Genomic DNA, 26,530 nt, shown 5'->3' with positions numbered 1-26,530 from the left:
TGGGGAGAATTACTTAAATTATATAATGCGCAAATTAGCAATTTTATTGTTGTAAAACGTAAGTTTTTACTTTTCGTTTTTAAAAATTAACGCATTATTGATTGAAAATAAAACGTAATCAGCACGTTATCAAATTGACACATTAAACAGACACATTTTCTAATTAAAATATGAAATCACAAGACGTACGTAAACAATTTTTAGATTTTTTTGAGAGTAAAGGACATACTATTGTTCCATCAGCTCCTATTGTTCTTAAAGACGACCCAACCTTAATGTTCAATAACTCGGGAATGGCCCAGTTTAAAGAATTTTTCTTAGGGAACGGAACTCCAAAAAGTCCAAGAATAGCCGATACACAAAAATGTCTTCGTGTTTCAGGAAAACATAATGACCTTGAGGAGGTTGGTATCGATACTTACCACCACACAATGTTTGAAATGTTAGGAAACTGGTCTTTTGGTGATTACTTCAAAAAAGAAGCGATCAACTGGGCTTGGGAATTATTGACTGAGGTTTATAAGATTCCAAAAGAAAATCTTTACGTTTCTGTTTTTGAAGGAAGTAAGGAAGATAATGTTCCTTTTGACCAAGAAGCTTGGGATATCTGGAAAACTTTAATTGATGAAGATCGAATTGTTTTAGGAAATAAAAAAGATAATTTCTGGGAAATGGGAGATCAGGGGCCTTGTGGACCTTGTTCTGAAATTCATGTTGATTTACGTTCTGAAGAAGAAAAAGCGCTAAAACCAGGAAAAGGAGAAGTTAATGGAGATAACGCTCAGGTTGTTGAAATCTGGAATAACGTATTCATGGAATTCAACCGTAAAGCAGATGGTTCTCTAGAAAAACTTCCAGCACAACACGTAGATACCGGAATGGGATTTGAGCGTTTGTGTATGGCTTTACAAGGAAAAACATCAAACTATGATACTGATGTTTTTATGCCTTTGATTAGAGAAATCGAAACGATTACAGGTGCAAAATATACAACTAATGATGTAATAGGCATTAGTGAAGAACAAAATAAAATGAATATTGCTATTCGCGTAGTAGCAGATCACGTTCGCGCGGTAGCTTTTGCTATTGCTGACGGTCAGTTGCCATCTAACACGGGGGCAGGATATGTTATTCGTAGAATTTTACGTCGTGCTATTCGTTACGGATTTACTTTCTTAGGTACTAAAGAGCCATTTATTTATAAATTGGTTGAGACTTTAAGCGAGCAAATGGGAGATTCTTTCCCAGAAATCAGAACGCAAAAAGCACTTTGTTCGAATGTAATTCGTGAAGAAGAAAACTCTTTCCTAAAAACATTAGATCAAGGATTGATTCTTTTAGATGCTGTAATTTTAAATAATACTGGTGATACAATCGATGGTAAAAAAGCTTTCGAATTGTATGATACATATGGTTTTCCAATCGATTTAACGGCTTTGATTCTTTCAGAAAAAGGATTGAAATTGGACGAGGAAGGATTTAAAGAGCAATTGCAATTACAGAAAGAAAGATCTCGTGCAGCTTCTAAAGTAACAGCTGGAGATTGGCATGTAATTATTGAAGATGATGTTCAGGAATTTGTTGGTTATGATAGATTAGCGCAGCAAGTTAAGATTACAAAATATCGTAGAGTTGAGAGCGCAAAAGATGGAGAAATTTTCCAATTGGTTTTTAATGCAACTCCATTTTACGGAGAAAGCGGAGGACAAACTGGAGATAAAGGATATTTAGAAGCGCAAAACGGAGATATTATTTATATCATTGACACTAAAAAAGAAAACAACCAAACGGTACATTTGGCGAAATCATTGCCAGAGAACCTTACAGGAACTTTTAATGCTGTTGTTGATGCAATTCAAAGAGCTAAAACTTCTTCAAATCACTCGGCTACACACTTGTTGCACCAAGGTTTGCGTAAGATTTTAGGAACTCATATAGAGCAAAAAGGTTCGATGGTAAGAAATGCTTCATTACGTTTTGACTTTTCTCATTTTGCTAAAGTTACAGATGAAGAATTATTAGAAGTTGAAAACTTTGTAAATGCAAGGATTCGTGAGAGTTTGCCATTAATCGAAAAAAGAGCGATTCCAAAAGATCAAGCCCTTGAAGATGGTGCAATTGCATTATTTGGTGAGAAGTATGGGGATTTAGTTCGTACAATTAAATTCGGAGATTCTGTTGAATTATGTGGAGGAACGCACGTTGCTAACACATCTGACATCTGGCACTTTAAAATTATTTCTGAAGGAGCTGTTGCAGCAGGAATTAGAAGAATTGAAGCAATTACAAGTGAAGCTGCAAAAGAGTATTTTGAGTCTCAAGCAATTTCTTTTGGAGAAATTAAAGAAGTGCTTAAAAATGCTCCAGATCCTGTAAAAGCGATTCAGGCATTGCAAGACGAAAATGCTCAATTGAAAAAACAATTAGAAGCTCTATTGAAAGATAAAGCTAAAAATATGAAAGCTGATTTAGCTAAAGAATTACAAGAAATCAACGGAGTTCAATTTTTAGCAAAACAGGTAGATTTAAATCCAGAAGGAGCAAAAGATTTAGCTTACGAGTTAGGTGGTTCGTATAACAATTTATTTATTGTTTTGGCTACAGCGCACGAAGGAAAACCAATGTTAACATGCTATATTTCTAAAGAAATTGTAGCAGCCAAAAACTTAAACGCAGGACAGGTTGTTCGCGAATTAGGGAAATACATTCAAGGTGGTGGCGGAGGCCAGCCTTTCTTTGCAACAGCAGGAGGTAAAAATGTTGACGGAATTGCTGAAGCACTTAATAAAGCTGTAGATTTTGTTAAGTAGATTCTAAGATACTAAGCCTCTAAGAGGCTAAGTTTTTAAAAAGTAAACCCGATAAGTTTTAAAACTTATCGGGTTTTATTTTTTGCCACAGATTAAAATGATTAAAAAAGATTTTTCTCTCATTTTCTGTCATTTCAACGAAGGAGAAATCTTCACGAGAAGCTCGACAAAGATTGAATTTTCGTTGCGGAGTTGCTTGCGAAGATTTGCTTCGCCTGTTCGCTATCGCTCGGGTCTCCTTCGTCGAAATGACAAATAAGGATAAAAAAAACTTAGAACCTTAGCAACTTAGCACCTCAGAAGCTTAGAAAACTATTTTCGCTCTCCAATCTGCTGACGCCACATAGCGTAATACAATCCTTTTTCTACAATCAAATCTTCGTGTTTACCTTGTTCGATAATTTTACCTTGTTCTAAAACAAATATCTTATCAGCGTGCATTACAGTAGACAATCTATGAGCAATTAAGACGGTGATTCTATTTTTGTCTGAGATATTTCTGATTGTATCGTTGATTTCTTCTTCGGTAATAGAATCTAAAGCAGAAGTAGCTTCATCAAAAATCAATAAATTCGGATTTCTTAAAATTGCTCTCGCGATAGATAAACGTTGTTTTTCTCCACCCGAAACTTTGATTCCGCCTTCACCAATTGTAGTATTTAAACCATCTTCGGCACGTCTTAAAAGCTTATCGCAGCTTGCGCGTTTTAAGGCATCATATAAATCTTCGTCGGTTGCGTTTGGCTTAACAAATAATAAGTTTTCGCGAATTGTTCCTGAGAATAATTGAGCATCTTGAGTAACAAAACCGAGCTGTTTTCTTAAATCTAATAAATCAACATCTGTAGAATCAATGTCGTTATACAAAACTTGGCCTTCAGCAGGAGTATATAATCCGACTAATAATTTTACTAAAGTTGTTTTTCCAGATCCAGACGGACCAACAAAAGCAACGGTTTGTCCTTGTTTGATTTCGAAATTAATATTTTCAACCGCTTTAAATTTGGCAGTTTTGTGCTGAAAACTAACATTTTGGAAAAGTAGTTTTTGAATTGCACCAATATGTTTAGGACTTTTTGGGCGAAACTCTTTTGGAGCATTCAGTAAGTTTCTGAAATTTTCCATAGAAACTTTTGTTTCATTCAAAGCAATAATAAAGTTTCCTAATTCTTGTAAAGGACCAAAAATGAAAAAAGTAAAAAATACCATTGTCAATAAATCACCAACAATGATTTTTCCTCCGAACAAGAAATAATAAAGAGCAAAAACAACGCAAGTTCTTAAAAAGTGAACGGTTGTTCCTTGAATAAAGCTCAAACTTCTGATGAAACGAATTTTCTCTAATTCTAATTGAAGAATTTTGAAAGTGTTTAAGTTCAGACGCTTTTCTTCTTGATACGTTAAACCAAGACTTTTTACTAACTCAATGTTTCGTAAACTTTCAGTTGTAGAACCTGCAAGAGCATTGGTTTGATTCACAATCTTTCTCGAAACAATTTTGATCTTTTTACCCAAATACAAACTAACCAAAGCAATAATTGGAGCTGTAATTAAAAAGATAATAGAGATTCTAAAATCTATTCGGGCAACATAAACAATAACGAAAATGAAACCTATAATAGTTTGAAAGATTAGCGAAATAGAAAGTGTGATAAGTTTTTCAGAATCAATTCTAACTTTTGTCAGTTTGCTCAACGTTTCTCCGCTTCGCTGATCTTCAAATTCAGCATACGGAAGATCAAGAGATTTCTTAATTCCGTCAGTATACATTTGAGCACCAGTACGCTGAATGACAACGTTGGTAAAATAATCCTGAAAGTTTTTGGTGATTCTAGAAATCATTGCAGCACCAAGCGAAAGACCTAGCCAGAAAGCCAATGATTTAATAAATCCGATTTCGTTTCCTTTGTATTTTGCCAAACCAACCCCGCAATCCTGCATAAGTTTTCCGGTAATTACTGAATCTGATAAACTGAAACAAATGTTGATAGTAGCCATAATCAAAGCAAAAAACAAAAGCATTTTATGCTTGATAATGTAGGTATATAATAATTTCATATAAGAATTTTAAAAAAATGGAAGATGCAAAAATAAGGAATTGTTTTAGTTTGTGTAGTCAGTTTTTGTTATTAAAAATGTAATTTTTTAAAAGTCCTTCGAATGATATAAAATAAAAGAAAAAACCTGAGTATTTATACGCATTTTTGGTCTTTAGTTTTTTTTTAATAAGGCAATTATTGGGCTATTTTGTTTGTTAATAGGTTATTGAAAAGTGTTTGAAAAAGTGTTATTTTTTAAAATGTGGAAACCCGTAAGGATTTAATTTTTTGTTGTATTACGTTTGTGCCAATTAACAAATTAACCAAATCAAAATGAAAAAAATTTTATGTCTATTTGGTGCTTTAGCACTAGTTTTAACCTCTTGTTCAAGTGATGATTCTTCTTCAGATTCTTCGGATGGCGTATTGCTTAAAAAAACCGTTATTAAAAATACAGAGGGAGATACATACACTATTAACTATAAATATGATGGTAATAAAATAGTAAGTGCCATAGATGATACGGGTGATTCAAACATGTATTATACTTATACAGGGAATTTAATTACGAAAATAGAGTTTAAATACCCTGACGGAACAATAGATCAAGTAAATACTTATTCTTATAATGCTGATGGTAAATTGACAACTTTTCTTAGAGTAGAGCCAAATATGGATTGGGGACACAAAGAAGTTTATACTTATAATACTGATGGAACGATTACAGTTAAATCGTATTCAGGAGATAGTGAAAGTCAAACAAGTGAAGGGTCAACTAGTACAATTAAATTTGTAAATGGTGAAGTAAGTGAGATCATAAGTGAATCAAGCTCAGAAAGTCATAAATACACTTATGACAATAAGAACAACCCGATGAAAAATATTTTAGGTATGGATAAAATTGCATTCGTTGATGGAGAAGGAAGTGGAGTTAAATTCAACATTTTGACTGATACATCAGACGGTGATTTATGGACAAACAGTACTTTTACTTATAATGAAAGTGGTTATCCAGTTAAAGAAGTAGATGCTGGATCTGATAGTTTAGGTACTTCTGAATATTTTTATTAATATTTGAATTAGTAAATTAAAATAAGAAAAAGCCAGATGCAAATGTTTCTGGCTTTTTTTATTTAGAAAAAACTCAATTTATCAATTATAAAAAAGAACCTGATCTAAACTAGATGCTTTAGATATTTTTTTTTTGAATAGCAGAATGATTAATATATAATCATTCTTTTTTGATAAATTTTCTCGTTAATTTTTAAGTTTTATGTTGTTGGTTATCATTGGGTTATGTGTTTATTGCTGTGTTGTGTTTTTTTGAATGTGGAATCCCGTAAAGTTTTGGTTATGAATTTTAGTAAGTTCGCGCTCATAATCAATTTAACCAAATCGAAATGAAAAAAATTTTATGCTTATTTGGTGCTTTAGCACTAGTTTTAACATCTTGTTCAAGTGATGACAATCAAGATGGAGGTGCAATTTTGCCAAAAACAATTAAATATTCTAGCGTAGCATATCCTTCAGAAAATTCTACTTATGTAGCAACTTACAATGGTACCAAAATTGTAAGCATGAAAGATGAAGCAGGAAGAACTGACTATACTTATGATGGTAATCTTGTGGTAAAAGAAATTAACTATGATACTGAAAGTGGTTCAGATATTATTAGTGACATCACAACTTATAAATATACAAACGGAAAACTTACAGAGTCTACTTATGCAGAAGGCTTTTCGACAGCATTTCCTAATGGTGAATACAAAAGTAGAATCGTATTTACACATAACGCAGATGGAACAGTAAAAAGAGAACGTTATAACGTAAATGGTACTACAGGAGCAGAAACAAAAAGTGTTTATTCTGAGGTGTTAACTTTTGCGAACGGAAATCTAGTTAAAAGTGTTCAAACAGAGTCAGAAACAGGTAGTGTATTTACAGCTCAATATGAATATGATAATAAAAACAATCCATTTAAAAACATTACAGGATTCAATTTGTTAATAGATCATAGTGAAGGTGAAGGTTCTGTTTATAGCTCTGTGAACAATGTTGTTAAGTATACAGCATCTTATTCAAACGAAGAAGGGGCAAGAGTATACAAAAGCGAACTTGTATATGATGCAAATAATTTTCCGACAAAAATCACGAATTACAAAGATGACGGAACAACAGCTGCCGAATCAAAAGAGTTTTTTTACTAAGTAAAAGCATACTTTAATTATAGAAACCAAATACTTTTGTATTTGGTTTTTTTATTGGTTAAAATTGATGAAATTCGTGTGTAAATTAGAAATCATGCAATTTAGAACTCAAATACCAATTTCAAAAAGCAAAAATCCTATCGAATATAATTCAAAAGTACTTTCTATTGGATCTTGTTTTGCAGAAAATATGGCGGAGAAATTTGATTATTTTAAATTTCAAAATGAAACCAATCCATTTGGAATAATTTTTAATCCAGTTTCAATTGAGAAATTATTCGATAGAATTTCTAAACAAGAAATGTTTGGAGAAAAAGATGTTTTCTTTCATAATGAACGTTGGCATAGTTACGAAGTGCATTCTGATCTAAGTAATTCTGATCGTCAAGAGTTGCTGGAATCCTTAAATAAAGCAATTACAGAAACGCATAAACAAATTAAAGAAGCTACGCATATTATCATCACTTTTGGGACTTCGTGGATTTATAGAAATCTTGAAAAAGATGAAATTGTAGCCAATTGCCATAAAGTGCCTCAAAGGCAATTCTCAAAAGAATTATTGCCTTCAGAAGTAATTCAGAAAAGCATTCAAAATACAATTGATGCTATTCAATCTTTAAATTCAAATATCAATTTCATATTTACCATTTCTCCAGTTCGTCATATCAAAGACGGTTTTGTAGAAAACCAATTAAGCAAATCGCATTTATTTACAGCATTGCATGGCTTTTTAAAAAATCACACTTCACACTTCACAATTGACAATTATTTTCCATCGTACGAAATCATAATGGACGAACTTCGCGATTATCGTTTTTATGCCGAAGACATGCTTCATCCTAACCAAATAGCGATAGATTATATTTGGAAGCTTTTTAGCGAAAGCAATATTTCAGAAGACAGTTTTTCTACAATGAAAGAAGTAGACGAAATCCAGAAAAGTCTACGTCACAGAAGTTTTAATCCAGAATCAGAACAGCATCAAAAATTCCTGGCAAAATTGCAACAGAAAATTGAAGCTTTAGGAAAAAAACAACCGCACATTAAATTTTAATTTTGTTTTAAGAAATTCACAGAATTTAAAAAAAAGACTTCGCGCCTTACCGCCTTTATGGCAAGAAAAAAACTTATTTAGCAGTAAAATTTTAGAATAATTCCTCATAATTGTGTAAATTGTTAAGGTTTAAATTTTACATTTTTGTAAGATGTCTAACTCTGCTTTTTTCAGAAGCAATTTTAATCTAAAAGATTTTATTGACGTATGAATAAGAAACCGAAACATTTTCTAAAAAAAATACTTCGTGTACTATTATGGTGCGTGGTTTCTATAGTTGCACTTTTATTGCTTCTCATTATTTTAATTCAAGTTCCATCAGTTCAAAATTTCGTTAAGGATAAAGCAATAACATATCTTCAGGGCAAGATAAAAACCAAAGTTTCATTAGATAAAATCTTAATCAAATTCCCGAAAGATGTAGTGCTAGAAGGTTTCTATTTTGAAGATCAAAAAAAAGACACTTTACTGGCAGGTAAACGATTAGAAGTTGATGTTGATCTTTTTAAATTGGTAAGCAGCGAACTGGAAATCAATTCGGTTTCATTAGAAAATGTAAAAGCTAATATTTCAAGAAATAAAGAAGGTGTTTTTAATTTCGACTACATTATAAAAGCATTCGAGTCTAAAGAACCAAAAGTTGAAGATCCAAATGCAAAACCTTTCAAAGTCTCTGTTGTAAAAGTAAATCTCGATCAAGTTAAATTTAATTTTAAAGATGATTTTTCTAAAAATGACATTCGAGTAAATCTGACTCATTTTGACACTAAATTCAAGAAATTCGATTTAGATCAAATGGATTTTAATATTCCGAATATTAATTTAAACGGACTTAAAGTAGTTTTAGATCAAGATGTTGTGGAGAAAATTGCAGAGGTTTCTGTTAAAACTGTTGATACCGTTTCAAAACGTCCAGATTTTAAATTGAAATTGGATAAAATAACTTTGTCTAAGATCGATATTTTATACGATAATAAAGATTCCAAATTAAATTCAGGTATTCGTTTAGGAAATTTAAATCTTGCCGTAAACGAAATCGATCTGAACAAACAGCTTTTAGATTTTGATACTTTCGAAGTAAAAAATCTTAGCGGAAATCTAAGATTAGGTACAAAAGATAAACAAATTCAAACTCCCAATTTAGATACGACGGCAATAAAACAAGCAGGTTGGAAAGTAAAACTAAACGAGACCAATTTAGAAAATATAGCTTTCAAGTTTGATGATATGCAGTCAAAACCGAAAACAAAAGGTTTAAATTACGCACATTTAGATTTGAGTAAATTCAATTTTAAAGCCGAGAAATTGTATTACGGAAATGATACTATTTCTGGAAATATACAAACATTGACTGTCAACGAAAAAAGCGGTTTGCAAATTCAAGCTTTAAAAACAGACTTCTTTTACGGTCCAAAAAATGCTTCTTTAGAAAATCTATATTTAAAAACGCCACAAACACTCGTTCAAGATAAAGTTATAGCACAATATAAATCGTTAGAATCGCTTCAAAAAGATTTAGGAAATCTTGCTATTGATGCCAATTTAAAACAATCAAAAATTGGTTTTAAAGACATTTTACTGTTCGTTCCAGATTTGCAGCAAACAAATCCGTTTAAAAGTAATCCAAATGCGATTTTGTACGTAGACAGCCGTGTGAGTGGAAAAGTAAAAGATTTGACTATTTCGAAATTTGAAATGAGTGGAATAGGTTCTACAAAAGTTTCTCTTTCGGGGAAAATTGCCGGACTTCCTGATGCTCAAAAAGCCTATTACGATCTCAATATCAAAAAGATTTCGAGTACTTCAAAAGACATCAATATGTTTGTGCCTGCGGGAACAATTCCGAAAAACATTCAATTGCCTTCGCAACTAAGTTTACAAGGAAAATTTAAAGGTTCGGTGCAGAATTTCAAAACCAATTTGGCTTTAAACAGCAGTTTTGGAAATGCAAAAGTAGACGCTCTTTTTGATCAGCGAATTAAGAATAAAGAAAAATACGATGCAGATGTTTCTCTGCAGGAATTTGATTTAGGCCGATTAATTAAAAATGATTCGATCGGAAAAATTACGCTTAAAGCGAAAGTTAAAGGAAATGGTTTAGATCCTAAAACCGCAAATGCAGCGATTGATGGTTTAGTACAGAAAGCGGTTTTTAATCGATACACTTATAGAGATTTAGCTTTAAAAGGAAATATAGAAAATGGGTCTTTTGCCGTAAAATCTGGAATGAAAGATCCGAATCTGAATTTTAATTTGACCGCAAGTGGAGATACAAAAGACAAATATCCAACTGTAAAATTAAAACTGAATTTAGATATTGCCGATTTAGAAAAATTGAATCTCCATGCAGGACCAATGAAACTTCGTGGAAATGTCGATGCCGATATTACCAATAGTAATCCTGATTTTCTTAACGGAAAAGTGTTTTTATCCAATATTCAGATTTTGCAAGATGTTGAGCCAATCGTATTAGATTCGATTCGCGTTTTTGCTTTCGCAGACAAAGACAGCAATTCAATTAAAATTTCATCTCAATTTCTAAAAGCAGAAGTAACTGGAAAATACAAACTGACAACTTTAGCAAATTCAGTTCAAAAATCATTATCGAAATATATAGATCTTAAAAATCCGAAAGTCAATGCAGAATCAGATGAGCAAAGATTGGCATTTATGCTGAAGGTAGATAATGATCCGGTGCTTTTTAAATTATTGCCAAAACTGACAGGTTTAGAGCCTTTTACGATTAATGGAAAATACAATAATCAGACTGATTCGTTGGAAGTAAAAGGAACGATTCCGAGAATTGTTTACGCAAACAACACCATTTCTGACGGGAAAATCAATATTGAAGCAAAAGAAAATGCTTTAGAATATTCGGTTTCTGTTGCTACAATTGAAAGCGGTTCTTTAAAAATTCCGTTTACAAGTCTAAGCGGACAAGTTCAAAATAATATTTTGACTTATGCGCTCGAAGTTCAAGATGCAAAACAAAAACAGCAGTATTTTATTGCGGGCGAATTTAAAGCAGAAGATTCTAAAAATATAGTAAAACTGGATGCTGAAAACTTCATTTTGAATTATGATAAATGGAATGTCGATCCAGAAAATGCAATTGAAATTGGAGAAAAAAGATTATATGTCAATAAATTCAATTTGAATAATAATGGAAATGAATTAAAAGTACAATCGCAAGGAAATCAGGATAATGCGCCGCTACAAGTCGATTTTGTAAACTTCAAAATTGAGACCATTATGAATATGGTCAAAAAAGACGAACTGTTAATGCAAGGTTTGATAAACGGAAATGCTTTGGTTGAAAATGTAATGACCAATCCAACTTTTACATCAGATTTAAAAATTGATGATTTTACTTTTAAAGGATCAAAAGTTGGTGATTTAGAAATAAAAGTTGACAATAAAACTGCCAATACGCTTGCCGCAAATGTAACGCTAAGCGATGAAGGAAATGATCTCAAACTAACAGGAGATTATCAATTAGATGCTGGAAGTTTTGATTTTGATGTTATAATTAACAAACTGTACATTAAAAGCATTCAAGGTTTCAGTATGGGAAATATTACCGAAGGACAAGGCTTTTTATCTGGAAATTTTAATTTGACTGGAAATACTTCGGCTCCCAAAATTAATGGCGAATTGAACTTTAATGATGCTGGTTTTAGAGTAACGCAATTGAATTCTTATTTTAAAACTAAAAACGAAAAAATCACTTTCAGCAATGAAACGATTTCATTTGATAAATTCTCTCTTTTCGACGAAAATGACAATGAATTATACGTAAACGGAACCATTCAGTCTCCAGATTTCGTTAAATACAATTTTAATTTGGTTGTAGAAGCAGATGATTTTAGAGCAATTCATTCAAAAGCAAAAGACAACGATCTGTTTTATGGCGATTTGTTTTTAGATACAAAACTAAACATTAAAGGAAATTTGGATAGTCCAATTGTAGATGGAACGCTTAAAATTAACAAAGAAACCAAATTTACAGTGGTAATGCCTCAGTCTGATCCGTCAATTGCAGATCGAGAAGGAATTGTAGAATTTGTTGATGAAGATAATGCCTATCTCAAACAAACGGTTGATATGCAGAATAAACTGAATCAATCGGAATTGAAAGGAATGGACGTGAATGTTGCTATTTCGATTGATAAAGAAGCAGAATTGACGCTGCTGATTGATAAGTCGAATGGAGATTATTTGAATTTGAAAGGTGAAGCAGAATTAGTGGGAGGAATTGATCAATCTGGAAAAACAACTTTGACTGGAAAATATGAATTCTCAGACGGTTCTTATCAGATGAATTTCAACGGAATAAAAAGAAAGTTCGATATTCAGCAAGGAAGTTTTATCACTTGGAATGGTGAGCCAACAATGGCAACTTTAAATATTACAGCCATTTATAAAGTAAATACAGCGCCAATTGATTTATTAGGAAATCAATTAAAAGGAGAATCGCAAGCGGTACAAAATACCTATAAACAAAAACTTCCATTTCAAACTTTATTGAAAATGAATGGAGAATTGCTGAAACCAGAAATCTCATTCGGAATTGTGCTTCCAGAAGGGAATTATAATGTTTCTACAGATGTTGTAGAAATGACACAAACAAAACTGAAACAATTAGAGCAAGATCCAGCGGAATTGAATAAACAGGTTTTTGCTCTTTTATTATTAAACCGATTTGTGGGCGAAAATCCGTTTTCTAGCGAAAGTGGCGGTACAAATGCAGAATCTTTTGCTAGACAAAGTGTAAGTAAAATTCTTTCGCAGCAATTAAATAATCTGGCAGGAGATCTTATCACAGGTTTTGAAGTGAATTTTGACTTAGAATCGACAGAAGATTACACAACAGGAACCATGCAAAACAGAACCGATTTGAATGTCGAAGTTTCTAAAAAATTACTAGACGATCGTTTGAAAGTTACTGTTGGAAGCAGTTTTGGAGTAGAAGGACAGGAACGCGCCAACGAAGAAACAACCAACATTGCTGGCGATGTTGCATTAGATTATCAATTGACAAAAGATGGCCGTTATATGATTCGTGCCTATCGTAAAAACCAATATCAGGTTGCTGTAGAAGGTCAGGTAATTGAAACTGGTGTTGCGTTTGTTATCACGATGAGTTACAATAAATTTAGAGAACTTTTCCATCGTACAGAAAAAGAAAAGGAATTGATAAAAGAAGATAAAGTCCGTAAGGAAAGAGAAAAACAGAAAAAGAAAGAACAGAAGGAAAAAGAAAAATTGCAGGAGAACGAAGACGAAAAAATAATTGAAGGAAATGAGCAGAAAACATAATCATATAAACCCATTTTATATAAAGTGTATTGCACTGCTTTCCTTATTTTTTGTTGTAGGATGCAGTAATACAAAATACCTTCCAGAGGGCGATTTGCTTTATACAGGAGGTTCCGTGACGATAAAAGATTCGATTATGAAAAAGAAAAATCGAAAAGCATTAGAAAAGGAACTCGAAGGTTTGTTGCGCCCAAAACCAAACAAGCAAATCTTTGGCTTGCGTCCAAAATTATTAATATATAATCTTGCTGGCGAACCTAAAAAAGATAAAGGAACAAGATATTGGTTAAGAAATAAAGTCGGAGAACCGCCAGTACTTTTCAGTCAGGTAGATTTAGATTATAATGCTTCTGTCCTTAGAAATTTTACTGAAAACAGAGGTTATTTTAAAACCCGTGTAAGTGCCGATTCGACTGTTCGAAACAAAAGAGTTACGGCAGAGTATATCGTTACGCCAAGACAGCAATACATTATAAAAAGCGTGATATTTCCAGACGATTCTTTAAAAATGTCAAAGATTATTGCAAAAAGCAGCAGAAGAAGTTTGCTTAAAGTAGGTGCGCCTTATGATTTGGATGTTATTAAAGCAGAAAGAGAAAGAATCGATGCAAGACTGAAAGAGAAAGGCTATTTCTATTTTAATCCAGATTATATTTTGGCCAAAGTAGACAGCAGCAAAGGAGATCACGAAGTAAGAATTAGATTGGTTATAAAAGACGATACGCCAGTAAAAGCTTTAACCACTTATAAAATTGATAAGATTTTTGTGTATCCAAATTATTCTCTAACGAATGATAGTGCGGTTTATCGAAAAAGAAACATGACACAATATAAAGATCTTACGATAATTGATACGACAGAAACTTTCAAACCAAGAATTTACGATCGTACGATTTATTTCAAAAAAGGAGATGTTTACAATCGAAAAGATCATAATTTGACTTTAAACCGATTTGTTAATCTGGGAACATTTAGTTTTGTAAAGAACGAATTTAAGCCGTCGGATTCTATTCCGAATGCATTAGATTCCTATTACTTTCTAACGCTTTTGCCTAAAAAATTTATTCGTGTAGAAGTTATCGGTAAAACCAATTCTGCGAGTTACACTGGTACAGAATTAAACTTAAATTGGAATAATCGAAATTTTTTGAGAGGAGCAGAATTGTTTACCGCTTCTGTTTTTGGAGGAGCCGATTTTCAGCTTGGTGGAACAAACAAAGGAAAGAATATTTATAAACTCGGAGGTGAAGTAAGTTTAACTTGGCCAAGATTTATAACGCCTTTTAATATTGAAGGAAATAGCGAATATGTACCTAGAACTAAGGCAACGCTACGTTACGAATACCAAAAAAGAACACAACTTTATGCTTTAAACTCTTTCAACACTTCTTTTGGATATATGTGGAAAGAGAACATTCGTAAAGAACATCAACTGAATGTGATTGATGTTACATATGTAAGTCCGAATCATGTTACACCAGAATATTTGGCTGATATAGAAGATGATCCCGCATTAGGAAAGGTGATTGAGAAACAATTAATTTTTGGTCCGACCTATAACTATACGTACACCAACACGATGCAAAAACGTAAAAAGAATACGATCTATTTTAATGGTGAATTGGATTTGGCAGGAAACATTACGGGTTTGGTTATAGGAGCAGACTATCCAAACAAAGTAAAGACAATATTTGATGTACCGTTTAGCCAATATGTAAAAATCAGATCTGATTTTAGACATTATCTAAAGCTTGGAAAAGAAAGCGAATTAGCCAGCAGATTGATTGTTGGAGCTGGATTTGCGTACGGAAATTCGATAACTCTCCCAGCATCCAAACAGTTTGTAGTAGGAGGTACGAATAGTATTAGAGCTTTTAGAGCGAGAACTTTAGGACCAGGAAGTTATGTTATTCCGCCAACCACAAATGATAATTATACGCCAGATCAATCAGCCGATTTAAAACTGGAATTCAATACAGAATATCGCGCTAAATTATTTAGCATTGTAAGAGGCGCTGTATTTGTAGATGCCGGAAATATTTGGCTTTTACATGCCGATCCTGATAAACCTGGAGCAGAAATTTCAAAAGATTTTATGAAAGAAATTGCAGTTGGAGCAGGAGTTGGTTTACGTTTCGATTTGTCATTTTTGGTTTTAAGAACCGATTTAGCCATTCCGCTTCGAAATCCTGCTTTGCCAGACGGACAAAGATGGGTGATAGATAATATTAATTTAGGAAACAGTTCTTGGAGAAAAGATAATCTGATTTTGAATATTGCAATTGGATATCCTTTCTAAAGTTTTTTTGCCACTCCCGATAGCTATCGGGATCAAGAATTAGCACAAATTTCACTTCTGTGTTTTTCAATTTTACAAATTAAAATTTGAAGAAATTAAGATTTAAACGTTTCAAAAAATTAGTGTAATTAGTGAAATTCGTGGCAAAAAAAACTAAAAAAAGGAGTAAATTGGTCTAAAATATTTTAGAGGAATGCAAAACTTGATCAAAAGAATTATAGGTGTTGGAGTTATCGTTTTAATAATTGTTCTGGGATTTAAATATTGCCAGTTCAAAAAAGAAGACGATTCAGATATTCAGTACAATACCAATTTAATTCAGCAGCAGATTCTTAACGTTGGAAAATTGGTTGTAACCGAAGGACATTTCTCTGAAGTGATTACCTATAAAAATCAGCAGAAATATTTGATGGATATGATTTCTTTTGAGAAAAAAGCACTCATTGTAGTCAATGCAAACGTAACGGTTGCTTACGATTTACATCAAATGAAATATGATATTGATGAAAAAAACAAAACCATTACGATTTTAAATATTCCAAAAGAAGAAATTACTATAAATCCAGATATTCAGTTTTATGATGTTGAGCAAAGCAAACTGAATCCGTTTACAGGCGATGATTACAATAAAATCAATAAATCGGTAAAAGCCAATCTGGCTAAGAAAATTGAAAACTCGACCCTAAAAACCAATGCTCAAAATCGATTGATAAGCGAATTATCTAAGATTTTAATCATGACCAATTCAATGGGCTGGAAACTGCAATATAACGGGAAAACTATTGAATCTGAAACGGAGCTGACTCAGGATTTGAAGCTTTAGGTAAAGGTTCAAAGAGGCAAAGGTTCAGAGGTTGTCTTTCACAATCTTGTCATTTCGACGAAGGAGAAATCTCCACAAGAAGCTCGACAAAGATTGGATTCTCGTTGTGGAGTTACTTGCGGAGATTTCTCCTCAAAATGACAAACGGTACTTTTACTTAGTAAAAAAAACTTCGCGTCTTAGTGCCTTTGTGGCAAAGAATTATCAAAAATTAAATCCAATCCTCCAGAAATTAAATGTGCAATTTCAGGACGTTTTTCTTTCAATTGATCTAGATAAACCAAAACTTCCTGCAAAAGCTGTTTTTCATCAGAATTATTTAAAAGTTCAGCAATTTCAACAGACAATAACCAGTCGTTTGAATGATTATTTTTAAGCTTTTCAAAAACAGATTTTAATTCGTTTTTAGAACTTTTATTTGTTCTGATTTCTCTAACTGTTGCGTATAAATTCTCCAATTCATCACGCTCATCAGTATGTTTTGCTTTTATGGTTTTCGTTGACGGAACAATATTAATTAAGTCAAAACTATTTACATCGGCTGGTCCTGAAAATGCCGAAATCACTTTTTTACCAATTGCCATATCATAATTACCCCATTCAGGCTGAAACAAAACTGTTTCTCCATGCGTAACGGTGCAATTTCTAAAACTGATTAAAATGATTTCTCCATGAAGATTTCTAGAACCTGTAATAATTTCACCTTCAACAATAATATTACCTTCAAATTCCAATTTTACCGTTTCGTTTTCTACAATTCGGTAAGCTTGCAAATCCTTCGGACTCATATCTTCAATTGCCAGATTAAAACCTTTTAGTTTTCCAATCGGACTTCCAAATCCGTGAGGATGTGTTAAAGTTCCATGTCCGACTAATTCTTTTTCGCGATAAGAAAGAGCCGTTTTTCCTGTAGTCTGAATGTAAACGGGTTTTCCTTCCTCTTCAATTACATTTGTGAAAACTCCAGAGATTTGTAAGCCTGTACTTAATTCGATTGTTCCTAAAGCATTCGATTGTATCAGTTTTTGAATTCCAGAAAGACCTCCAGTTCGTAGAGCCATTTTATTGGCAAATTCCTCCAAAATCAAACTCAAATGAGAGAAAGTTGGCGTTACATAAAGTTGTGGTTGTAATTGCGTAATATCAAAGTTCTGATTGGCAGCAGAAATATCATAAGGTATTTTCTTCACATTGTCGGTCATACAATGTGCGCTTTCACCAATTGAAGAAAGCAATCCAGCACCGTATATTTTTGGGTTTTCAACCGTTCCAATCAAACCATATTCAACAGTCCACCAGTGTAAGTTTCTAATTTGAGCCATTTCAGATAATTCGCCCATATCGTTTTGCAAATCGGCTACCGCTTTTTCAGCTTCGTCGATTTTTTCTTGAGGCGTATCTTCGGCTTCTTTTAAAATAGAAAGCAGACGAATCGCTTCATACATTTGATAATCTTTGTGAGACGAAATTGCTTTACAGCCAATTTCGCCAAAACGTCTCAAATATTCAGCATATTCGGGATTTGCAATAATAGGAGCGTGGCCGGCACCTTCGTGAATAATATCTGGAGCAGGAGTATATTCAATATGTTCCAATTGTCTAATGTCTGACGCAATAACCAAAACATTGTACGCCTGAAATTCCATAAAAGCATTTGGCGGAATAAATCCATCAACAGCAACTGCTGCCCAGCCAATTTCGCTTAGAATTCGGTTCATGCCGTACATGCTCGGAATAGAATCAATTTCGATTCCTGTTTTACGTAAGCCTTCCAAATAAGAATGATGCGCTACTTTAGAAAGATAATCTACATTTTTACGCATAACATATCGCCAAACTGCCTGATTAATAGGAGTATAATCACTATAATCTTGAGGTTTGATGAATTGCTGTAAATGTTTAGGCAATCGCTCTAATAACGGATTAGTTTCAATATTTGGATTCATTTCGAAAACGATGTAGATTAAAATGTAAAATTACGAATTTGCGACTCGTTTTTTTATCATCTATCATAAAATTTTTATTCGAAATTGAATTTTATTGCATTTTTGTAGATTTTTAAAGAGCTGAAATAAATCGAATTTTAGCAATCGTTATTGTCGAAACTTACTCTTTCCATTGTTTGTTCATAGTTTTCAATCTCTTTTTTGGTCATTGGAGTTTCTTTCACATCTACTTTCAATTGTTTTTTAGCATCAGGACTAATCCATAAACCAGTGAAAGTATTTCCGCTTTTCTGTAAAATTAAAACACCACTGAAATTGTGTTCAACCATAACAAATTCATTTTCTTTCTTTTTGTTTTGAGTAGGGTAAATTTGAATCCAATTTTTTGATTTATTGTAGCGATACATTGCCGCATAGCTTAAATCGGCATTACATTGATTTTCTGATATCTGAATGTAAAGCGTAATCGGGGTTTTTCCATCGACAGTTCCTTTGTATAAATTAGAAGCTGTTGTTTGCGCTGTAATTTGATTAAAAAGAGATAAGCAGATTGCGATAAAGAAAATTACTTTTTTCATAAATAAAAGAATATAGATTTGGGTTTAATTCATTTTATCCAAATATAAAGTTCTGCTTTTTATTTGAAAGAAATTTTTTAAGATTTTTTTATCGCATTTTTCATTTCATTTTCAGCATTTCTGAAATACTCAATTTTATGACTAAACATAAAAGCCATATTGGTAGCGCGCATTTTAGCTTCTTCGGTTATTGGTCCAGCAAATTGCGAATCGATTGTTGAGTTAAAAATGGCAATCCAGCGGTCAAAGTGTGTTTTGTCTACAGGTAATTGTTTATGCGGAGGAAATGGCGTTCCAGAATAAGCACGAACATCAAATAAAATTGTCTGCCAAAAGTTGTACATTTTCTGTAAATGTGGTTCCCAACGATCTTGCAGTTTATCATTAAAGATTGGACCAATTAAATCGTCTTTTCGAACATTAGCATAAAAGCTGTTTACCATTTGCTGAATGTCTTCTATTGTCGAAATATCCTTTAAAGCTGTCATTTTATTGTATTTTAAGTAAACTGCAAAAATACAATATATCTTTCTTTTACTTCCCTGATAATTGTCATATGCTCTTTATTTACTGGCAAAACGACATTTTGTAAGGAATTGTATAGATTTTATATTTTATGATGAGTTATTTTGATTTTAATAAGTAAGTTTTTTATGATTTTTTACGTTTTAAATTATTGTTTTTCAGTAATTTAAAAACGTGATAGATTGGTTTTTGTTGTATCATTTTTTTTTATTTGATGTGTATTTGTAAAGTACTGAAAATGATAATATTGCAAAAATACTCATAATATTGTGCTGTTTTAGTAAAATAAAACTGAATAAATAAGAAAAAAACTAATTATCAAACCAAAACCACAAAAGAATGCACAAAACTACTCAAACACCTACAGATCGGGTAAGTAAAGCGCTGAGACTATTATGTTGCGGGTCGCTTTTATTCATGAACAGCTTAAATGCTCAGACGGTAACTCCTTGGATGACTACAGGAGATCAAACTAAATTATTACAGCAACAGGCAACTGTAAGTTTCGGAACCAATTCAGGAACAAACCCTTCAACCGTAACAGTAAATGCGGGAACAACTTATCAAACTATGGACGGATTCGGTTATACTCTGACTGAAGGAAGTTGCGAAGTTATTTCTGGAATGGCAGCAACTCAGCAAAATCAATTGTTGAATGATTTGTACAATCCAACAACAGGATTAAATGCAAGCGTAGTTCGTATTAGTATTGGAGCTTCAGATTTGAGCAGTTCTTCTTACAGTTATAACGAAACTTCCGGAGATACCAATATGAACAATTTTAGTTTGAACGGACCTGATTTGACTTATTTGGTTCCAATCATTAAAAAAATCTTACTGATTAATCCCAACATCAAAATCTTGGCAACACCTTGGTCTGCGCCACGTTGGATGAAAACCAATGGATCTTGGGTTGGAGGTTCTCTGCAAACGCAATATTATGCAGCTTATGCGAAATATTTCGTAAAATACTTTGATGCTATGAAAGCCCAAGGTATTAATATTTGGGCAATTACACCGCAAAACGAACCAGAAAATCCGAACAACGAACCAAGTATGCTGATGAATTCTACAGAACAAAAGAATTTTATCAACCAACAGCTTGGACCACAGATGGCGGCAGCGGGCTATGGAAACATAAAAATTATTGCTTTTGATCACAATTGCGATAATACAGCATATCCAATCGATGTTTTAAATAATAGTTCTTATGTTGATGGAGCGGCGTTCCACTTGTATTTAGGTAATATCTCTGCTATGTCAACAGTAAAAACTCAAACCAACAAAAACGTCTATTTTACAGAACAATACACTGGTTCGGGCGGAAGCTTTAGCGGAGATTTTGGCTGGCACATGCAAAACGTTGTTATCGGTAGTACAAATAACTGGTCTAAAACAGTTTTAGAATGGAATGCAGCAAATAATTCAAGTTTAGGCCCTCGCACTCCTGGAGGATGCAGTACTTGTTTAGGCGCTATCACGGTTAATAATAGTACAAGTTATACTAAAAATGTAGCGTATTATATTATTGGTCAGATTTCTAAATATGTAAAACCAGGTGCAGTTAGAATTGGTTCTTCAAGCACAAGCGGAAGTATTTCTTCTGTAGCATTTAAAAACCCTGACGGCTCAACTGCACTTGTAATTTATAATTCAGGCGGATCATCAAATACGATAAAAGTAGTTTCGGGATCATCAGCATTTAATTATGCAGTTCCAGCATCTTCTGCGGTTACTTTTACTTGGGGAACATCAAATCCGGTTGCGGTTACGGGAGTTAGCATAAGTCCAACTTCAGCTACAATAACCACAGGACAAACACAACAATTAACAGCGACAGTTTCTCCTAGCAATGCTACAAATACTGCAGTAAACTGGAGTTCAAGCAATACATCTGTTGCAACTGTAAATTCAAATGGATTGGTTTCTGCAATTTCTGCAGGAAATGCAACAATCACTGCGACGACTGTTGATGGTGCTAAAACAGCAACAAGCGCAATTACTGTAACGGCTGGTTCAACAGGATTTCCTGGATATTACAATATTATTTCGAGAAACAGTAATAAAGGTTTAGATGTTGCAGATAATGCGACAACAAGCGGAAGCAGAATTCAGCAGTATGACATTACGAATGGAGGAGGAAGCAACCAAAGATGGAAATTTGTTTCTGATGGAAGCGGCAATTATTATATTATCGTAAAATCTACAGGAATGTACTTGGCTGTTGAAAATAACGGAACAGGAGACGGGTTAAAAGTGCAGCAGAGAAGTTTTTCAGCTTCAAATGAATTTAAATGGACAGTAACAAGTCTCGGAACCGGATATTACAAAATTATAAACGTAAACAGCGGCAAATCTCTAGATGTTGAAAATGTTTCTACAGCAAATGGAGCAAACATTCAAGTTTGGGCATATACAGGTGGTTTAAATCAGCAATGGCAATTTGTTCAAGTTGAAACTTCTGCAACGGCAAAAAGTGCTTTAGTAGCAGAAACTGTTGCGGTTGAGGATACAAGCTCAAACGATATGATGATTTTTGTGGATGAAGTAGATAAATCTTTAAAAATAGATACCAATCATGAGGGAAGTGGCGAAGTACAGATCTTTAATATAACAGGAGAACCGGTTTTAAAGAAAAATGTAAGTTTTGTAAAAGGAAATCAAGCTGCAGTAGAAATTTCTCGATTACCAAAAGGTGTTTACGTTGTAAAAGTTAGTGATAGCAAAGGCTCGTATTCGAAAAAAATCTTGAAGCAATAATTGCATTCATAATTTAATTAGTAATTTGTATTGAATCTGAAAAGGCTGTCAAATCTCTGACAGCCTTTGTTTTTATTTTATCCAATTAGTTGAGTAAACAAATCTTGATTGTCATTCAGGTATTGAAACTCAAAGCCATTTTCGGTCATTTTCAATTTAATTGGCATAATGTCATTTTTGTTTTTTAATTCTAAACCAACTACAACAGAACCAACTTCACGGCTATTTTTCTTAGCAAACTGAAAATAAGTAATGTCATCATCTGGGCCTAAAATATTATTGACAAATTCTTTTAAAGCTCCGGGACGCTGTGGAAACTGAATCATAAAATAATGCATTAAACCTTCGTAAAGCAAAGAGCGTTCTTTTATTTCGGCAGTCCTTTCGATGTCATTGTTACTTCCGCTCACAATACAAACTACGTTTTTGCCTTTAATTTTATCTTTATAAAAATCCAAAGCCGCTATCGTCAAAGCGCCTGCTGGTTCTACAACCATCGCTTCTTCATTATACAATCTTAAAATTGTGGTGCATACTTTTCCTTCTGGAACTAGAATAATATCTTCCAAGTTATAACGGCAGATTTCAAAAGTTTTGTCGCCAACTTGTTTTACGGCAGCACCATCTACAAATTTGTCAATTGATTTTAGAGGTGTGTTTTTGTTTTCTTCGATGGAAGTTTTCATCGAAGGAGCACCTTTTGGTTCAACACCAATGATTTTTGTATGCGGACTTAAGTGTTTAAAAACTTCAGACAATCCCGATGCCAATCCGCCGCCGCCGATTGGAACAAAAACGTAATCGATAGGTTCTTTAAAGCTTTCCAGAATTTCTAATCCCACAGTTCCTTGTCCAGCGATTACTTTTTCATCATCAAAAGGATGAATAAATGTTTTATGATTTTTGATCGCGTCTGCGGTTGCAGAAGCATAAGCGTCATCAAAAGTATCTCCAGTAAGAACAATTTCAACAAACGATTTTCCAAATAATTGTACTTGTTTTACTTTTTGTTTCGGAGTAGTTTTCGGCATGTAAATTTTGCCTTTTATATGAAGCAAATTACACGAATAAGCAACACCTTGCGCATGATTTCCAGCACTGGCGCATACAATTCCGTTTGCTTTTTCTTTTTCGTTTAACGAAGAAATCTTATTATACGCGCCCCGAATTTTGTATGAACGAACAATTTGTAAATCTTCTCTTTTTAATAAAATAGTCGATTCAAATTCGTCTGAAAGATTTAAATTCTGTGTAAGAGGCGTCGCAGCAACTACATTTTCAAGCTGCTTTTTTGCGTTAAGTACTTCATTAAATAAACTCATGATGTTTTTTGTTTTGCCACGAATTACACGAATTGACACAAATTTTATTGTTTTAGAAAAAAAATAATTCGTTTTAATTTGTGTAAATCGTGGCGATTTAAAATCTTTTTTAAAATAAAAAACCTCCCAATTGGGAGGTTTCTATAAATTATATTTTACAAACTTATATAGCACCTCGCCATTATTGCTGAATTGCAATAATGCTAATAATAGCGATAATAATGTTGTTAAAGTTTGTCATTTTCTTTACTGATTGAAAGGCAAATGTAAATAATTATTTTTTTACTGGCGGATATTGAGCTAAAATTTTGCCTACAAACTCAGCAATTTTTTCGTCCTTTTTATCAATGTTTCTTGTCAAAGTTCCAATTCCTTCACCTTGCCATACCATTTCTTTTCTTTTAGCATCGATTAAATCAATGTATAAAGTGCCTTCAGTAGAAGTAGAAACAGTAGTCTGTCCTCCGTACATCATATAAGGATTCCAACCCCAGCCCCAGCCATAACCCCAGCCAGCGGTAAATTGGTTTACATCTACTTGCTCTCTTGATTTAGTAAAAATGTTTATTAACAAATCAGGATTGTCGCTTTTGGTAAAACCTTTAGCTTGCATTTGATCGTCAATAGCATGTAAAATTCTTCTTTTGTCTAAATCTGATATTTCAACCTTGTCAATTCCTGGCTTAAAGTAGGCATACGTTTTATAAGGCGTAAAATCGACAGTTTTGTCATAATCAGAATAAACAGTCACGGTACTGCAAGAAGTAAGTATTAGCAGTAGCAAAAACGGAATTAACTTAAGTGTTTTCATATATCTAAGAATTAATGTTCTCAATTTTAATTAAAGCAAACTTTCATCGACTAGATTAGGTAAAGTTACTTTCAATAATGGCTCGACTTCCATTGCTCTTTTTATAGCAAAAACAGCTCCTTCATTTCGAGCCCAGCTTCTTCTTGAAATTCCGTTGTTAACATCCCAGAAAAGCATTGAAGCTAAACGCTTTGAAGCCTCTGTAGAACCATCAAGAACCATACCAAATCCGCCATTTATAACCTCTCCCCAGCCAACTCCGCCGCCGTTATGAATAGAAACCCAAGTTGCTCCTCTAAAGCTGTCTCCAATCACATTATGAATGGCCATATCGGCAGTAAAACGGGATCCATCGTAGATATTTGACGTTTCTCTATATGGCGAATCAGTTCCAGAAACGTCGTGGTGATCACGTCCTAAAACGACTGCGCCAATTTCGCCTTTTGCAATTGCTTGATTGAATGCTTCTGCAATTTTGATTCTTCCTTCAGCATCGGCATATAAAATTCGAGCTTGAGAACCTACAACCAATTTGTTTTCTTGCGCGCCTTTAATCCATTTGATATTATCCTGCATTTGCTGCTGAATTTCATTTGGAGCTGTTTCTGCCATTTTTTCTAAAACTTCGCAGGCAATCGCATCTGTTTTTAATAAATCTTCTGGTTTTCCAGAAGTACAAACCCAACGGAAAGGACCAAATCCGTAATCGAAACACATTGGTCCCATGATATCCTGAACGTAGCTAGGATATTTAAAATCGATATTATTTTCGGCCATTACATCGGCTCCTGCACGAGAAGCTTCTAGTAAAAAGGCATTTCCGTAATCGAAAAAGTAAGTTCCTTTTGCAGTGTGTTTGTTGATTGCATCTGCATGACGACGTAACGTTTCCTGAACTTTTTCTTTGAATAATTCTGGATTATTTGCCATCAAATCATTTGCTTCTTCAAATGAAATTCCAACTGGATAATAACCTCCAGCCCATGGATTATGAAGTGAAGTCTGATCTGAACCTAAATCAATTTTGATATTTTCCTGATCGAAACGTTCCCAGACATCAACTACATTTCCTAAATAAGCAATAGAAACGGTTTCTTTATTGGCTTTCGCCAAAGCTACTCTGGCAACCAATTCGTCTGTAGAAGTTACTACTTCATTAATCCAACCTTGTTCATGACGAATTTTAGTAATTTTCGGATTTACCTCAGCACAAACGGTAATACAACCGGCAATATTTCCAGCTTTTGGTTGTGCGCCTGACATTCCGCCAAGACCAGAAGTTACAAACAAACTTCCTTCTGGATCTTGTTTTATTTTTCTGAAACCGTTCAAAACCGTAATCGTAGTTCCGTGTACAATTCCTTGCGGGCCAATATACATATAACTTCCTGCTGTCATTTGCCCGTATTGCGAAACTCCTAAAGCATTCATTTTTTCCCAATCGTCAGGTTTCGAATAATTCGGGATTACCATTCCGTTTGTAACCACAACTCTTGGCGCTTCTTTATGCGAAGGGAATAATCCCATTGGGTGACCAGAATACATTGTTAAAGTCTGCTCATCTGTCATTTCAGACAAATATTGCATCGTCAATAAATATTGTGCCCAGTTTTGGAAAACAGCACCGTTTCCGCCATATGTAATTAATTCATGAGGATGTTGCGCCACAGCATAATCCAGATTGTTCTGAATCATGTGCATAATTGCTTTTGCTTGTAATGATTTTCCAGGATATTCTTCAATCGGTCTTGCGTACATTCTGTAATCTGGACGAAGGCGATACATATAAATACGCCCGTATTTTTCTAATTCTTCTGAAAATTCAGGAATTAATTCGGCGTGATGTTTTGGATCAAAATAACGCAAGGCATTTTTAAGCGCCAGTTTTTTCTCTTCTGCCGAAAGAATTTCTTTTCTTTTCGGAGCATGATTAATTGCTGGATCGTACTCTTTTTTTGAAGGTAAGACAGACGGAATTCCTTGTTGTATTTGTTCTTTGAAAGTCATTTTTTTTAGAGATGCTAAGGTACTGAGGAT

At 33.5% G+C, this 26,530-nt stretch carries 15 protein-coding genes; 8 read left to right on the top strand and 7 right to left on the bottom strand.

What is annotated here, in order from left to right; all coding sequences use genetic code 11:
* Window positions 1-170: 170 nt before the first annotated feature.
* Window positions 171-2,810, top strand: a complete 2,640-nt coding sequence (gene alaS / locus JC605_RS18240; RefSeq protein ID WP_198857567.1) for an alanine--tRNA ligase — start codon at window positions 171-173, stop codon at window positions 2,808-2,810.
* A gap of 312 nt (window positions 2,811-3,122) precedes the next feature.
* On the opposite strand, the gene JC605_RS18235 is transcribed toward alaS, so the two are convergent.
* On the bottom strand, window positions 3,123-4,868 hold the full coding sequence (locus JC605_RS18235; RefSeq protein WP_198857566.1) for an ABC transporter ATP-binding protein: 1,746 nt from the start codon (window positions 4,866-4,868) through the stop codon (window positions 3,123-3,125).
* Between the two features lie 314 nt (window positions 4,869-5,182).
* Here JC605_RS18235 and JC605_RS18230 point away from each other — a divergent pair, with 314 nt between their 5' ends.
* The 6 genes from JC605_RS18230 (at window position 5,183) to JC605_RS18205 (ending at window position 16,551) form a co-directional block, all read left to right on the top strand.
* On the top strand, window positions 5,183-5,920 hold the full coding sequence (locus tag JC605_RS18230; RefSeq protein ID WP_198857565.1) for a hypothetical protein: 738 nt from the start codon (window positions 5,183-5,185) through the stop codon (window positions 5,918-5,920).
* Between the two features lie 329 nt (window positions 5,921-6,249).
* The gene (locus tag JC605_RS18225) at window positions 6,250-7,056 is read left to right on the top strand and encodes a membrane lipoprotein lipid attachment site-containing protein (protein ID WP_198857564.1); all 807 of its coding nucleotides are present in this window, start codon (window positions 6,250-6,252) and stop codon (window positions 7,054-7,056) included.
* Window positions 7,057-7,150: 94 nt separating this feature from the next.
* Window positions 7,151-8,110 (top strand): GSCFA domain-containing protein, encoded by a 960-nt coding sequence (locus JC605_RS18220; protein WP_198857683.1) that lies wholly within the window; start codon window positions 7,151-7,153, stop codon window positions 8,108-8,110.
* 207 nt (window positions 8,111-8,317) lie between these two features.
* A complete protein-coding gene (locus tag JC605_RS18215) occupies window positions 8,318-13,429 on the top strand; it encodes a translocation/assembly module TamB (protein WP_198857563.1) in 5,112 nt (1,703 codons plus the stop codon).
* Window positions 13,413-15,728: a BamA/TamA family outer membrane protein gene (locus JC605_RS18210; protein WP_198857562.1), complete on the top strand. Its 2,316-nt coding sequence runs from the start codon at window positions 13,413-13,415 to the stop codon at window positions 15,726-15,728. Before JC605_RS18215 ends, JC605_RS18210 begins: the two co-directional genes overlap by 17 nt.
* Before the next feature lie 193 nt (window positions 15,729-15,921).
* Window positions 15,922-16,551, top strand: a complete 630-nt coding sequence (locus JC605_RS18205) for a DUF4230 domain-containing protein (RefSeq protein WP_198857561.1) — start codon at window positions 15,922-15,924, stop codon at window positions 16,549-16,551.
* Window positions 16,552-16,730: 179 nt separating this feature from the next.
* Here the strand turns inward: JC605_RS18205 and JC605_RS18200 are convergent, their stop codons facing one another.
* From JC605_RS18200 to JC605_RS18190, 3 genes are all read right to left on the bottom strand, one after another.
* Window positions 16,731-18,497, bottom strand: coding sequence for an aromatic amino acid hydroxylase (locus JC605_RS18200; protein ID WP_198857560.1), 1,767 nt, complete (start codon window positions 18,495-18,497; stop codon window positions 16,731-16,733).
* A 137-nt stretch (window positions 18,498-18,634) separates the two neighbouring features.
* Window positions 18,635-19,075, bottom strand: a complete 441-nt coding sequence (locus JC605_RS18195; protein ID WP_198857559.1) for a hypothetical protein — start codon at window positions 19,073-19,075, stop codon at window positions 18,635-18,637.
* A gap of 77 nt (window positions 19,076-19,152) precedes the next feature.
* Window positions 19,153-19,563 (bottom strand): group III truncated hemoglobin, encoded by a 411-nt coding sequence (locus tag JC605_RS18190; protein WP_198857558.1) that lies wholly within the window; start codon window positions 19,561-19,563, stop codon window positions 19,153-19,155.
* 376 nt (window positions 19,564-19,939) lie between these two features.
* On the opposite strand from JC605_RS18190, the gene JC605_RS18185 reads away from it, so the two are divergent.
* Window positions 19,940-22,360, top strand: a complete 2,421-nt coding sequence (locus JC605_RS18185; protein WP_198857557.1) for an RICIN domain-containing protein — start codon at window positions 19,940-19,942, stop codon at window positions 22,358-22,360.
* 77 nt (window positions 22,361-22,437) lie between these two features.
* Here the strand turns inward: JC605_RS18185 and ilvA are convergent, their stop codons facing one another.
* From ilvA to JC605_RS18170, 3 genes are all read right to left on the bottom strand, one after another.
* The gene (gene ilvA / locus JC605_RS18180; RefSeq protein WP_198857556.1) at window positions 22,438-23,682 is read right to left on the bottom strand and encodes a threonine ammonia-lyase IlvA; all 1,245 of its coding nucleotides are present in this window, start codon (window positions 23,680-23,682) and stop codon (window positions 22,438-22,440) included.
* A gap of 274 nt (window positions 23,683-23,956) precedes the next feature.
* Window positions 23,957-24,493 (bottom strand): DUF4136 domain-containing protein, encoded by a 537-nt coding sequence (locus JC605_RS18175; RefSeq protein WP_198857555.1) that lies wholly within the window; start codon window positions 24,491-24,493, stop codon window positions 23,957-23,959.
* Between the two features lie 30 nt (window positions 24,494-24,523).
* Window positions 24,524-26,500 carry a urocanate hydratase gene (locus tag JC605_RS18170; RefSeq protein ID WP_198857554.1) on the bottom strand — a complete coding sequence of 659 codons (1,977 nt, stop codon included), beginning with the start codon at window positions 26,498-26,500 and terminating at the stop codon, window positions 24,524-24,526.
* Between the last annotated feature and the right edge of the window lie 30 nt (window positions 26,501-26,530).

It is taken from the genome of Flavobacterium sp. IB48 (genome assembly GCF_016405855.1).
GTDB classification, from domain to species: domain Bacteria; phylum Bacteroidota; class Bacteroidia; order Flavobacteriales; family Flavobacteriaceae; genus Flavobacterium; species Flavobacterium ginsengisoli.
Note: the sequence above shows the minus strand (reverse complement) of the source record. Positions and strands in the feature narration are given on the sequence as shown.